This is a genomic window from Paenibacillus shirakamiensis (genome assembly GCF_017874255.1).
Taxonomy (GTDB): domain Bacteria; phylum Bacillota; class Bacilli; order Paenibacillales; family Paenibacillaceae; genus Fontibacillus; species Fontibacillus shirakamiensis.
Genome location: NZ_JAGGLD010000001.1, coordinates 1,300,617 through 1,314,698 on the forward strand (window position 1 = coordinate 1,300,617; position 14,082 = coordinate 1,314,698).

12 protein-coding genes are annotated in these 14,082 nt (G+C 39.3%); 3 read left to right on the forward strand and 9 right to left on the reverse strand.

The genetic code is table 11. The features are described from left to right. Positions 1–11: 11 nt before the first annotated feature. Both fabD and J2Z69_RS19395 read right to left on the reverse strand, forming a co-directional pair. On the reverse strand, positions 12–2,282 hold the full coding sequence (gene fabD, locus J2Z69_RS05850; protein ID WP_209859983.1) for an ACP S-malonyltransferase: 2,271 nt from the start codon (positions 2,280–2,282) through the stop codon (positions 12–14). An 18-nt stretch (positions 2,283–2,300) separates the two neighbouring features. Then, positions 2,301–3,080 (reverse strand): 4'-phosphopantetheinyl transferase family protein, encoded by a 780-nt coding sequence (locus J2Z69_RS19395; protein WP_209859985.1) that lies wholly within the window; start codon positions 3,078–3,080, stop codon positions 2,301–2,303. Positions 3,081–3,487: 407 nt separating this feature from the next. Here J2Z69_RS19395 and loaP point away from each other — a divergent pair, with 407 nt between their 5' ends. Further along, positions 3,488–4,054: an antiterminator LoaP gene (gene loaP, locus J2Z69_RS05860; RefSeq protein WP_209859994.1), complete on the forward strand. Its 567-nt coding sequence runs from the start codon at positions 3,488–3,490 to the stop codon at positions 4,052–4,054. Positions 4,055–4,117: 63 nt separating this feature from the next. Here loaP and J2Z69_RS05865 read toward each other — a convergent pair whose 3' ends face one another. After that, positions 4,118–5,521 (reverse strand): MATE family efflux transporter, encoded by a 1,404-nt coding sequence (locus J2Z69_RS05865; protein WP_209859996.1) that lies wholly within the window; start codon positions 5,519–5,521, stop codon positions 4,118–4,120. Between the two features lie 254 nt (positions 5,522–5,775). Here J2Z69_RS05865 and J2Z69_RS05870 point away from each other — a divergent pair, with 254 nt between their 5' ends. Continuing rightward, positions 5,776–6,171 carry a VOC family protein gene (locus tag J2Z69_RS05870; protein ID WP_209859998.1) on the forward strand — a complete coding sequence of 132 codons (396 nt, stop codon included), beginning with the start codon at positions 5,776–5,778 and terminating at the stop codon, positions 6,169–6,171. Positions 6,172–6,247: 76 nt separating this feature from the next. On the opposite strand, the gene J2Z69_RS05875 is transcribed toward J2Z69_RS05870, so the two are convergent. The 3 genes from J2Z69_RS05875 to J2Z69_RS05885 form a co-directional block, all read right to left on the reverse strand. Then, positions 6,248–6,403 carry a hypothetical protein gene (locus J2Z69_RS05875; protein WP_209860000.1) on the reverse strand — a complete coding sequence of 52 codons (156 nt, stop codon included), beginning with the start codon at positions 6,401–6,403 and terminating at the stop codon, positions 6,248–6,250. A 180-nt stretch (positions 6,404–6,583) separates the two neighbouring features. Further along, entirely contained in the window at positions 6,584–7,600 is a 1,017-nt protein-coding gene (gene desA / locus J2Z69_RS05880; RefSeq protein ID WP_245338960.1) for a Delta(5) desaturase DesA, read from the reverse strand. Between the two features lie 517 nt (positions 7,601–8,117). Further along, positions 8,118–9,554 carry a glycosyl hydrolase family 18 protein gene (locus J2Z69_RS05885; RefSeq protein ID WP_209860006.1) on the reverse strand — a complete coding sequence of 479 codons (1,437 nt, stop codon included), beginning with the start codon at positions 9,552–9,554 and terminating at the stop codon, positions 8,118–8,120. Between the two features lie 198 nt (positions 9,555–9,752). Here J2Z69_RS05885 and J2Z69_RS05890 point away from each other — a divergent pair, with 198 nt between their 5' ends. Then, positions 9,753–10,793, forward strand: a complete 1,041-nt coding sequence (locus tag J2Z69_RS05890; protein ID WP_209860008.1) for a hypothetical protein — start codon at positions 9,753–9,755, stop codon at positions 10,791–10,793. 86 nt (positions 10,794–10,879) lie between these two features. Here J2Z69_RS05890 and J2Z69_RS05895 read toward each other — a convergent pair whose 3' ends face one another. From J2Z69_RS05895 to J2Z69_RS05905, 3 genes are all read right to left on the reverse strand, one after another. Beyond that, positions 10,880–11,734 (reverse strand): carbohydrate ABC transporter permease, encoded by an 855-nt coding sequence (locus J2Z69_RS05895; RefSeq protein WP_209860010.1) that lies wholly within the window; start codon positions 11,732–11,734, stop codon positions 10,880–10,882. A 12-nt stretch (positions 11,735–11,746) separates the two neighbouring features. After that, positions 11,747–12,640 (reverse strand): carbohydrate ABC transporter permease, encoded by an 894-nt coding sequence (locus J2Z69_RS05900; RefSeq protein WP_209860011.1) that lies wholly within the window; start codon positions 12,638–12,640, stop codon positions 11,747–11,749. Positions 12,641–12,725: 85 nt separating this feature from the next. Next, complete coding sequence (locus J2Z69_RS05905) at positions 12,726–14,048, reverse strand: ABC transporter substrate-binding protein (protein WP_245338961.1); 1,323 nt, start codon at positions 14,046–14,048, stop codon at positions 12,726–12,728. Between the last annotated feature and the right edge of the window lie 34 nt (positions 14,049–14,082).

The following is a 14,082-nucleotide window of genomic DNA, read 5'->3' on the forward strand; positions in this document are numbered from 1 at the left end:
TCTATTCCTCCTTAATCTACTAATAAAGCATGTACTCGACTATTCAGCACCTTGGCTGACGCTTCCATCAACTTCATGCCAATTACATCAACATGACGATTTCGCCAGTCTTCTAAATGGGAACCTTTCACCCATTCATTAAAAGCTCCGAGAGCCGGGCTAGAACGAATTTGAAAATCCACACTATGATTCGCATCTCCTATCAGCGCTAACTGAGTAGCATGCTTTAAATACCATTTAAAGATTTCTGCCATCTTTTGCTTAGGATTTCTTTCCATTTTATCTACATCAAGAGGATGTGAAGATTGTTTGACTTTTAAATAGATCTCCTCAAAAGATTGATAAAAATATTTATCCTCTATCATTTTTCTATCATGTTGATCTATTTCTTCAATAGAATTATAAGTGCGGTACAGATCGTAGAGCTTATTCGCCCGAGCTGGATATAAAAGCCCCTTCTTTAACACAGGTGCTTTTATCCCAATTTCAAACAATTCCCCTATCGGAGCATATTGAAAGTCTTGTACATTGGCTTGTTGTAATAGATTTTTGGCTGTGTTACTTATTCTCGCTTCTACCGTAAGCTGGTTGATCGATCCTGTAACGATGAAATCAGCTCCTAGCATGAATGCTGCAACTACTCCATCTGGACTCCCAATACCCCCGGCTGCGCCAATCCTAATTTGTCTCATATACTTATACTTCTCCATCATACGATCACGTAATTGAAGAATTGTTGGCAATAACGCGTAGGGAGAACTACATAAGTTAGACCCTCCTGTTTCGGATTCAACACAGATATCTTCAGCGCTAGGGATCTCTTGTAAAAGTCTCGCTTCTTCACTGGAAAGGAGGCGCTGAGCTAACATGTCCTGAATTAAAGAATGGGGAATAGGACTTAAGAAAACTTCAGCAATTTCTGGACGTGATATTTTAGCTATAATCTTATGGTCTGCAACTACTTCTCCTGATGCTGTTCTACGGAGACCCCTTGCCCTGAACTTGGCTATAGCTGGCGTTATACCTAAAAAAGAGGACACTTCAATAACCTTCACATTAAGTTCTAATAACAGATCGATGATGTCCGTCTCCTTTTCAGGATGACTCATATGATGAACAAGATTGACACCAAAGGTCTCACTCGGACTAAGTTTACTTTGGATTAATCGTACTTCATTGCGGATTTCTCTTAGGTCCAATCCATCTACTCCAAGAAAACCGAGCATTCCAGCACGAGCCATTTTCACTACCATCTCAGATGAGGATATTCCATAATACATCCCACTTTGGATGTAAGGATACTTTAAAGAGTAATCCTGCTTGAACTGAGGAGAACCTAATTGTGATATTGAAATGGATGTTGACAAAGAGGAGGAAAGGTGGGAAATCCTCGGATCCACGTCACAGCCTTGTTCGCTGATAATTAAAGGTTCGGATTCAGCTTGAATACGTCGGATTAACCCCGTTAATACCTTTCCTGCACCTACTTCAACAAATTCTATCTCACCCAACCCCATAAGATAACGTATAGTTTCAGTCCATTTTACCGGAGAGGTTAGTTGTTTTACTAAATTAGTATGCATTTCATCAGGTTGATAACATCTTGCATTAACATTGGATATCACGGGAATATCCAAGGGCTTAACTTGTATTGGAAATACATATTTCTCATATTCTTCGGCAATGGCCTCCATATAACGAGAATGAAAAGCTCCACTTGTTTTTAAGAGAACAGCCATACTTACACCTGGTACAGTCTCAAATCGGGTTATGGCTAATTTGACATCCGCTAGAGGGCCTGAGATCACAATCTGTCTGGGAGAATTATAATTAGCAATATCTAAGCTTCGAAATCCATATTGTATTAAAACATCACGAACCCCTTGTTCATCTAAGCCTATGATGGCAGCCATGCCACCTCCCTTAGCCCGGCTCATCAGCTCTCCTCTCATCTTCACAAGTTTAAGTCCTGTCTCAAAGTCAAAAGCACCCGCTGCAAAAAGAGCATTATATTCCCCTAGACTATGACCTGCTGTGTAATCAGGTTTTCTACCAAGTTCTTGAACTTTCTTCATGTAATGAAGTGCGTTAACCACATAGAGTGCAGGTTGAGTGAACTCAGTATGTTGCAGTTGATCCAAGGAATCATGAAGACAAAGTTCCTCAATGGAATAATCTAAAATAGCATTAGCTTTCTGAGTGAAGACTGGAAACTCGGCGAACAATGAACCTCCCATACCTTTGAATTGTGAACCCTGACCAGGAAAAACAAAACAAACCATACCTATCGCCTTCTTTCTTTATATGGAATGACTGTGATGTAATAGTTGAGTCACACGATTTTTTAGAAGATCCACATCTATAAGCAATGTGATGTTTCGAGGATAGGTAATAGAGCACACAAAATCTTCTATAAAAAATATGAGAGATTGATATACTGAAAAATGTACAAACTCAGCTTTAAAGTAGCTAGCTTCTGCTGCAACACTTTTAATTTCAAATAGCTCCATCGGAACGGTAAAACCCGTCTTAATTGCTTTTGATATAGACTCCTTTATAGTCCATCCTACAGTCATGGATCGACATCTTGATTCACAGATCTGTAGCAAGGATTTTTTTTCGCTCTCTGAGAAGTACTGCATCAATGTCTTCTCTTTCTTAACGTCCACTCTCTCAATATCAATGCCCATTAAGAGATGTTTATGAAAAGCAATAGCTGTAGCTAATTGATGACTATGCGAAAGGCTTATGTCTACCTGGGTAGAAGGATAAAGAAGAACAGGCTGCTGAAATATACCATTATCTATGCAGATCTGATCAAATGCCAACTTGCCTGACCAAGTAGAAACGGCTTGTTTTGCAGCGAATCGACCTATTAAATAAGAATGTCTGCGCTTCATAAATTGAAGATGTAACCAATAATCATATTCTTGAGGGTGGAGACTAGGTCTAATCCATTCAGAGGTTTCTATGCTTGGAAGTTCTAGGCTGCAAAAGGCAATCACTACGGAATAGATGCCTTCACTTGATTGGGCTACGACAGGTTCTGCAAAGATATATTCCGTTTCTTCGATCTTCACTACTACATATCCCCCATTTTTCATACAAAAAAGAGATTGGACCTGGGTCCAATCTCTCATATTTATCTTGTAGCTTTTCAGAAATTCCTTAAAAGGACATAACTCCCCATTTCATCCCTATTCAACTAATTGGAAATGAATGTAAATTTAGTATTTATGACTCATAAATGGATCAACGTGCCTAAACATCGATTGATTCTTTATGAACTCTTATGAAAAGCTTATCAAATAAATTTATAATTGTAAATATATAGACTTTATATATGTTTATTCAAATTATGACAAAGAATATCATACATCGACAATTAACTCCGTTGATTAAACATATGAACGATGATAGAGTTTTACTTACACAATTTCCCTTTGATAGCGTTTACTTGATTTCATTATGTACATGGAGGGGCTAAATGGGATGGTATGCTCTGTTTGTTCAGTCTGGTAAAGAGGAATGGATCCGAAGTGAGCTGCACAAGAAATTTGGAAACTCACAACTAGAATGCCTAATTCCAAAAAGAACAATTCCAGAAAAGAAAAATGGGCGTTATTGCGATGTGACAAAAAAGATGTTTCCAGGCTATATTTTGCTTCATATTCAAATGGACTTTCCTACCTATTACAAAATTAATCAGATCCCCATGATCTACAGACTCCTAAACTATCATAATCTTAATTTAGCCAAAATTCATTATGATTTTCAAGCACCTCTAGAACAACAGGAAGCCTATTTCAAAGCTATACCCGATGAAGAAGTGGCACAAATTCTCAAATTAATAGGTCCAGACGAAACCTTAGGGTACTCCAGTGTGTTAATTGAAAATTCTAAAGTGATTGTCAAAAGTGGTCCCTTGAAAGATATGGAGAGCATTATAAAAAAAATAGATAAACATAAAAAACGAGCAAAGATTATGGTACGTCTCTTCGAGAAAGAAGTAATGTTTGATGTTGGACTAGAGATTCTTTATGGATCTCTTTAATGCTGGAGGATTATATTAAAATAGGCTGAATCCATGAATAAGGATTCAGCCCATTGAGTTGGGTTAAGATACACTGGCAGCTGTTGAATCATCAATAAGCCTAATCTTTTTCCATTTACCAAATCTATAATTCAGTAAATTCAAAGTTGTTGCTACAGCAAAACCCAGCGGAAAGCTCCACCATATCGCATTAAATCCGTGTGCATGACTCAAATAAATAGCTAAAGGATTACGTACGAAGAGTAGTGCCGTGAATGAGACAAGCAAAGGTCCAATGACTGCACCAGAAGCTCGTATTACACTCGCAACAACAGTAAATATTCCAAATATAATGAATGACCAGAGCGTAATATTATTAATATTCATTCCTAATTCGATTGCCTTTCCCTCAGATGGAAGGAATAACCCTAGAGCCTGACGATTGAAAAAATGCAGTAAAACTACGATAATTCCCGTAAGTACAACATTGAACAGAACCCCAGTCCATGTTATTCGCGATACCCGGTCCCATCGACCCGCCCCAATATTCTGAGCGGCCATGGAAGTTACAGCCCCGCCTACAGCCATAGCTGGCATCTGAACATAATTGGAAATCTGACTTGCTACCCCAAAAGCTGCAGTTGCTTCAGACCCATACGAATTCACAAGATGAATGAGGATTAAATTACTTAAAGAGACGACGACCAAATTCAATCCCATAGGTACACCTTTTTGTATAGTAATTCGAATAATCTCCCAATCAAACCGAAGCAAATGACGCTCCTTTTTGGTAATACGCAGCATATACTTCTTCCTATATAGATACATCACGAGTAAAACAAAACTAAGACACTGAGCGATGAACGTAGCTATCGCTGAACCTGCAATTCCCATGGCAGGAATGGGCCCTATACCTCGAATAAGTATAGGATTTAGTCCAATGTCGATAACCGCAGACAGTAAAAGAAAATAAAAAGGAGTTTTGGAATCGCCTGAACCACGTAATATAGCCATAACCAGATTAAAACCAAATAAAAAGGGCGTCCCTAGAAACATAAGTTGAGAGTATGTAACTGCCATGGATTTGGCGTCTGCTGGTGTATTCATCCAATCTAGGATGATTGGGGAGGCCACATAACCGAGAATGGACACAATAATGGAAAGTGAAAAGAAAAACATGATACTGGTTCCAACCACTTTTTTGGCTTCTTCTATTCGCTTCGCTCCTAAATTTTGTCCAATCAGAATAACTGATGCCATGGCCAGCCCGAATATGGAACTAATTAATAAGAACATGAGCAAATTAACATTTGATGTGGCGGCTAATGCGGTTTCTCCAAGAAAATTACCGACCCATATGGCATTAATCGACCCGTTCAAAGATTGAAGCACATTTCCTAAAAGAATAGGAAGTGAAAAGAAAAATAGTGTTCTAACAATAGGACCCTGTACTAATGATGAAGGCTCTGAAGGAGAAGATGTACTCATAATCAGACCAAACTCCTTTAAAAGTATAATACTTTTCCGTATAGGAAGCGAATTTATAATAACATTAATTACCATCGAATGCAATTTTAGTAACTCATCATTATAATCTGCGAATCATGATTCAAGTCATCTAAATTGAGGTATTATTTCATGTACAAAGATACTTTTGTATCGAGATAATATGCGAAAACATGTACCCTTATTTTCATCGCTAAAGTATGTACACATTCCCTAAAAGAAGGCGAGGCATAATTATGAAACTGAACCATTTAAATTTAACGGTATCTAATGCAATTGAGGTCCGGGATTTTTTGCAAAAATATTTTGGTCTGAAGACGTATACGACCGCGGGCAAAGCTTTTGTAGGTATGGTGGATGATGACGGATTTTTGCTCAATCTAATGCTTGGTAAAGAAATTAATTATCCAGAAAGCTTCCATGTAGGATTCCCCCAAGACACAAAAGAAGATGTAGATGCATTGAATCAACGTTTACAAGCTGACGGGTACGAAGTAAATGAACCTTCGGAAATGCACGGTTCATATACCTTCTATCTCAAAGCTCCTGGTGGTATTACGCTCGAAGCCTATACTCAACTTGATGGTGTAGATCCAAGCAAAGGCCCTTTCCCAGACTTCAGCAACATCTAAATAAATATTGCAAAAGGATCCGCAGAGAAGAGCTTTTCTTCTTTGCGGATCCTTTTTTCTTAAAATTTTATTTTATTTACTGATTATCTTTCTTCTCCAAAAGACTTTGTACATCCTCTTGGAGACTGTGCAAAGACTGCTCCATCTTCTTCATCCGATGAATAATCGAGTATTGATTACCTAACATAGCTAAAAGCAATACAAATAAAATAATTAAAATGACTAAATCCATATGGTATGCTCCTTTAAATGAAGATCGATTAAACTAATTATTCCTTGTATCTGGATTATAGTGTAAATAAAAAATATAGTATATTTCCTTAGATATGCAGTAAATTAAAAAAACCTTGTTAGGCTCATGCCTTACAAGGTTTTGACCATGTGGATGGTTAAATTTTAAATTCGTATTTGTTTAGGAAGGACGGCCTGCATACTTTTTACGTTTCAGATAATTAAATCCAACATATCGCTTAGTTCCCTCGTCCCAAAGTCGGTAACTTAACGCCTGAAGGCTTAAGCGAATACCGATGGCAGGAACATTTTGAAGCGCAGCACTGCTGTTATGCAATCTTTCTAAATTATAATTTGTGACTTGTGGATCCAAATGATGAATGTGATGAAATCCAATATTTCCTGTCATCCACTGCATAAGCTTTGGTAATTTATAATATGAACTGCCTTCCATGGCTGCACTCACGAAGTCCCAATCTTCTGCACGCTCATAATAAGTGTCTTCGAATTGATGTTGCACATAGAATAACCAGATCCCCGCTGCTCCTGCTAAATAAAGAATCGTTCCCTCGACAATGAGCACTTCCTTCCAGCCCAGTGTCAGACACAATACCACCATCATGGCTATTAAAGCAGCATTTGTAATATAAGTGTTGATTCTTTCTTTACGTTTAGCATTTTTTCGATTCAAACGATAAGCCACTAGAAAAATAAAGATAGGTCCAAGCCCGAACAGTACCAATGGATTTCGATATAATCGATACCCCAAACGTCTCCATGGTGAGAGCGCAATATACTCATCTGTAGTCAACGTCCAAATGTCACCCGTACCTCTTAAGTTCAAGTTACCACTTGTCGCATGATGGATTGAATGTTCGTTCTTCCATTGTTCATAGGGAAAGAAGGTAAGAATTCCTGTAATCGTACCTACGATGGCATTCGTCTTCTTTTTTGAAAAAAACGATAGGTGACAACAATCATGGAATATAATAAAAGTTCGAACTACGAACCCGGCTGCTGGAATGGCCAGAGCTAAAGAAATCCAAATGGAGACAGATAAGCTCATATAAGCGAGAACCCATAACAAGACGAAAGGTACTAGGGTATTAATTAACTGCCAGATACTCTTCTTTACATTAGCCTTCGTGTGGAGACCCAACTCTTTTTTCCAGCGGGTATATTCTTGTAGTGATTTCAAACGTTTCCCCTTTTCTTGGCACTCTTGGTCAACCATGGAATTTTGGATACAATGCTTGAACAATCTTGAATAATCATCCTAATAATGTTTAACCTGTTCCGAACGACCAAATATTATGTCTGATGATCTGACCTTTCCTCATCTGAAGGACAGGCTAAAGGACTTCTCATATCTGTCTTGGCTGAAAGCCTGTCTGGATTAGAGTAAAAATCAATAATGTCATCTACAGACGTAAAGCTAACACTTGCGTTTGAATCTTTTTTTGAATTAAATTGGATAAAAAAACCACTTTCTGATGTTCTCACATCTGTATTGTATATGAGCATGGAATAACTTGCAGTACAATTTATGCTACATATAAGTAATGGTGCACTCCTGATATGAGAAAAAGCTGCCCCAAACATTTGGGGCAGCTTGATTATGTCTCACATCGATCGAGCGATTACTAGATAGAGAAACAATATCACGTTATTAAATTGATGTCAAATTTCACATGATTAACAACATGAGTGTGAACCTACTTTGTGAAATGAATCCAGTTCAAATTAGGCTCTCCCGAAGCAAGGAACACACGTAACTTTTGATCTCCGATGGGTAACGTGATGTTCGTACTCACCGTTTGCCACGTTTGATATCCGCCAGTCTTAGGAATATTGATCGTTGCCAAGATCGCACCTGCATCATTTTTAATTTGAAATTTACCCCCAGTAACTGCACTAGCTACTCTAAATTCCATTTTGTACGTACCCGGGGTCTGCACATTTACGTTATAATCCATCCAATCTCCTGGGTCAATATATCCAACATCTAGTCCACCGCCTGTATCAGTTGTTGTCTCATTGACAACGCCTTGCATGGCACTATAATTTTCTGCTTCGATCTTCCCTGGAATCGTAGGTGCATTCGGTGTTGGCCCAGCGGAATGGATCGCCTGCCAAAAGCTCGTATCTTCGAGTCCCATAGACCACATCGAAATACCAGCTAAGTGATACTTCGTATATAGGCTAGATTTTTCCGTAATACTGCGTATGTTCTCATACCAGACTACATGATTTGATCCATCGGTTGCCTTATACGTCAAGTAAGGAGAGGATGATGCAGCATCCCACTGGGTAGTAGCATGGGTACGAGAGATTAAGTTAGGAATCTCTTTCCAAGGGACTTGTGTGTCGTCGTTTGCATTATTGGTTGTTAGATTCCAATCATATCCATATGCAGGCAATCCCATAAGCACTTTAGCAGGAGCGACTGTTGATACCGAAAATTGTAAAGACTGATCGATCCAGTCCTTCCCGGCAACCGGACCTGGGGAGGACCAAGGGCCATTTTGGTCATAGGTCATGACCTGCATATAATCCACATTTTGGCCCAGCGAAGCATAATCAAATGCGCCAGCCCAATCATCATTAGGATCATCCACAATTTTAGCTGGAACCGAAATAAGTGTCTGATATCCCAGCGGTCGCAACGTGTTAGCTAAATCACGGATGAAGCTGCTTAGCGCATTACGATCGGTTTTAAGGACACTCTCAAAGTCGAAATTCACTCCTTTATATCCATTGTTTTTAACAAGTGTAACTAAGTTGGAGATGGCTTTGTTTTTTACCGTTGAATTAGTTAACACCGCATGGGCTACGGCTGGATCAAAATCATTGGTGCCATAGTTAGATATACAAGCATACGTTGCAATATTTTTGGATTTCGCAAAAGACACGGCCTGAGTGGGAACGGTTCCCACAATAACGCCTTGACTATTGAAATTAAAACTATCCGTAGACATGTGCGTAATATAACTATAATTCGTGTTCAATGACTCATCTGAGGCCTGATCGGGTGTGTAATAGCCTAAAATTACAGGTGAGCTGGCAGCTTGGGCAGTAGGTATACTAGTGAACAATAGTCCTGAGAACAGCGTAGCAATAACCGATAATTGGGTAAGATGATTTAATTTCATAATGATCCTCCTAAGTTAAGTGTATTTTGATACATAAAAGAAGCTTACAACTCAATTCTTCTCTTCCTTCACTAAATATATAGAATCATGGCAGTCCCCCTCTCAAAGTATAAAGGTTTAAACTTTTTGATGCAGATGTGCAACAATATGTCTTTTTATGTCGTTTGGGATACTGACTACATTCTAGGAGGACTACAAATGCATAAATCAAACAAGAAAAAAATCGTCCTAACTCTAGCTACAATGGCTATTGTGGGAGGAGCCTTATCTCTTGGCAGCTTTAATGAATCCTATGCTTCTAGCCTAGCTGCGAACAAGCAAGTGCATATTTTACCTATGAAGATTACCCAGGAACTGAATAAAAAATTAAAGAATGCAGCACTATCTGATCGATTTCCCGTCATTGTTATCTTGAATAAACATCTCAATGATAAGGAATATGTTAACTTAGAAAAAACCATAGGTTCATTTCACAGAAAGCATAAGTACACCCGAGTAATTGAAGGCTTCTCTGCCGAGCTTACTAAGAAACAAATCGAACATTTAAATCTACTTTCGTTCGTATCTCAGATCGATTTGGATGCAGAGATTACCCTCGGCAAAGATATCGTAATTACTTCAAATTTTAGTAAAGATAGTGACCACTGGGTCGGTGGATTTGCTGACTATCCCCAAAAAGATACGCCGATCTACAAATTGAAATTTGCTTATCTCCCTCTACCTAAAGAAATCAATAACCAACAAAAAGGTCTATATCTAAGTGGGATGAATCGTAGCGATGATCTCTTTATGTTTGTGAAGAAAAAGATAGACAAGACAAGTCATCTAAAACCGAATACGACCTACCGTGTGAACTTTGACTTTGATATGGCTACCAACGCAGCCAAAAATGGTATGGGTGCTGGCGGCTCTCCAGGAGAAAGTGTCTATGTTAAAGCTGGGTTGATGACCCAAGAACCTAAAGCCATTTTAGACAAGGACAACTTCTTCCACATGAATATTGATAAGGGCCAACAATCTCAAGAAGGCAAAAATGCTCTAGTACTTGGTAATTTAGCCAAAGCTAAATCAGAAGATAAAAAATATGAACTGAAGAACTTCAACAACAAGAATCGCCCTTTTATAGTAACTACCAATGAACAAAGCGAACTTTGGATCTTGATCGGAACGGATTCCGCATTTGAAAGTGTGAGCAGTATTTATATCCCAAGGACAAAGATAACGCTTACAGAAATGTAATTTATAGTTTGATCAGGAGGGCTTGTACAGGGGTGGGTTGTAACCAATCTCCCTGTTACAAGCTTTTTCACACCTGAAGCAAATCCTTATTTCACAGCCCCAGCCGTAACGCCTGCAACAATATGTCGTTGAAATAACATGTAGACGATAATAACGGGCAGCATGGACATCAGCAGTCCTGCGAACAATGGACCCCATTCCGTACGATACTGCATCTCTGCTTGCATCACAGCAATTCCTACCGGAATCGTATATTTTACAGGATCATTAACAAAGACCATGCCCATAATATATTCATTCCAAGTATTAAGCGCATTCATAATTCCTATAGAGATCAGACCGGAGCGAGCTAAAGGTAACATGACATCAAAGAAGGTTCGATAATACCCTGCCCCATCTATATAGGCTGCTTCTTCAAGCTCTTTAGGAAGTGTCTTAAAGAAACTCACCATCACGAATATACTGAATGGCAATGCCCAGGCGGTATAGACGATAATAAGACCGCTTAACTTATTGATTAAATTCAGATCATTAAGTAGGAAGAATAACGGAATCAGTCCGAGTATCATTGGAATCATCATGGCAGACAAGTAAAAATAGTACAGAATCTGGCTTCCTCGGAAAGGAAATCTGGCTAAAACATAGGCGGTTGTTGCCGACAACAATATAGCTAGCAAGGAACTTATAGCAGTAACCACTATGGAATTAATAAAATACTGCCCGAAGTGGTATTGATTCCATACATTAGAGAAATTGCTCCATAGCCAAGGGGATCTGGGGAATGCCCAAGGCTTACCTAACATAAATTGCGAATTGTCTTTTAATGCTCCGAGTCCTGTCCAGATGAGAGGATACAGAACCGCGACGGACCATACTACTAATAGAATGAGCGAGAGTGCTTTAAGAATATGTCTCGAAAATCTAGGCTGACTTGGATACATACGTTATCCCCCTTAAGATAATTGAACCTCATCCCGACGTAACAATCGCTGAAAAATTAGCGTCGTGATCAGAGACATGAATAGAATCAGTACACCAATGGCTGAGGCATAGCCCATGTGATATTGACGGAAGCCCATCTGATACAGGTACGAACCCATGACTTGCGTAGAATTATCTGGGCCCCCTTCGGTCATGATCCATACCATAACGAATGAACCGTTTAAGGTCGTCATCACGATGTGAAGGATACTAATCTTCATCTGTTCCCATATTAGCGGAACCGTGATGGACCAGAACTGTCTGCTTTGCGTTGCCCCATCAATCTCAGCAGCTTCGTATAATGAAGTGGGTACACTTAAGATAGCTGCCATTAATAATAGGAAGTAAAATCCGACTCCAGCCCAAATGGAAGGCCATAAGATAGACCAAAGTGCAGTATCTTCTTGCCCTAACCACGGCGTGCGAATAGGCTGTTTGGTGAAGAGAGATAGGATTGCATTCAGAAATCCAATGTTAGGATTATAGATAAATCTCCATAATACCCCAATGACTACAGCAGAGATGATATTCGGCATGAAGAAAATCATTCTAAAAAATCCTGTTCCCCTCAGCCTAAAGCGTGTAATAGCCACTGCAAAAAATGTAGCTAAGATCATAATACCGATGACTTTGCCTAGTACGAGAGAATAGTCATTTTTAATAGCAGTCCACACAATGGGATCATGGAGCATATCCACAAAATTCTGTACTCCAACATACGTCATGAATTCAGAGCTACCTGACCAATCGAATAGTGAGATGTGCATCCCTCGAACAATCGGATATAAAGTGAACACACTGAAAAATATAAACGTCGGAATTAGAAATGTAATGATGAAACGCTCTCTTTTTGCGATATGAAACATACCAACACTCCTTCTAGTCTATAAAGAAATTGCCAATAAGCACGCGCTAGCGTTGACTTACTGGCAATTCAGCCTCAGGTACCCGCTATTTTCTAGCTTTAGCTGCTGCGGCTTCTACACGTTCTGCCCATTCTTCAGGTTTGATTTTCCCTACGGTTAATGCAATGGTTGCATCCTTCATGACTTTCTCTACATCAGAATTAAACACCACAACGGGAGCGACTAACGTATGGTCACTGTTATAAAATTTCATGGCTGTTTTTGCTACAGGGCTAGCTTCTGAGGAATCCAAATCGGTCTTCACATTCATGAGTGCCCCTGTTTTTTCTGCCCAATTCAATGCATTTTTCTTCTTAAATACGAATTGGATAAAAGCTTTTGCGGCTTCTGGATTTTTTGCTTTTTTGGCTATAGCCAGCGTAGTACTGTACGGAATTGCAATCAGTTTGCCTCCTTTACTTTGTGTAAGCGATGGAATGTATCCAAACTTGAAATCCGCTGGCGTATCATTCTTCATTTCGCTTTCAAGCCATAATCCATTCGGAATGAATGCCGCTTTGTGCTGCAAGAATAACATCTGTGAATCAGTATGATTGATAGCAGGTGAAGCCTGATCGATGTAACCTAGCTTACTTATTTCGCTCAGTTGATTGAGCGCTTTCATGACTGGTTCGCTTTTGAATATTCCTGCTTTGAGATCTCCCATCTCTTTCAGGATCTCCCCATGATCTCCATTCGCTGAAATAATGGCCGGGAACAAAAATCCTCCATGAATATATTCTGGATACACACCAGGATGAATGTAAGGACTAATTCCCGCAGCTTTGATTTTTTCGCTTAAAGCTAAGAAGCTGCTGTAATCTTGAGGAACAGACCAACCATTTTTATCAAAGAAGGCTTGATCATAAAAATTGCCGTAAGCTCCGAAGACAAGCGGTATGGTGTACGTTTTGCCACTATATACCTCTGGTTCAGTAATCATGAGGTCTATCAGTTTCTCGCCGTCTATATTTTTAGCATCTTTGATCCAGTCTGTGACATCGAGTAATTGATGATCATCCATCATTTGTCTGGGGTTCGAACCTGAACCATCAATATATACAACATCTGGTGGATTCCCCTGTATCCAGCGAGGTTTCATCTGATCATTAATTTTGGGTCCAGCGGATTGTTTGATCGTTAGATCGGGATGGAGCTTTTGAAATTGCTCGATGGTATCCTTCCACCACGCATCTCCATAACCTCCAACGAAGTATTGAATTTCAAAATCACCCGCTAGCCCATTCGCTGTTAGGCCATTGCTTTTCTTCTTAGAGGACGAGGAATCAGTACCACTACACCCAGCTATGCTTAATATGAGGCTCAAAGTTAGGGTCATAACTACGAATAATTTTGTTTGTTTTTTCAAATCGTATCTCTCCCTTTCGCGGAATGGTCAGATT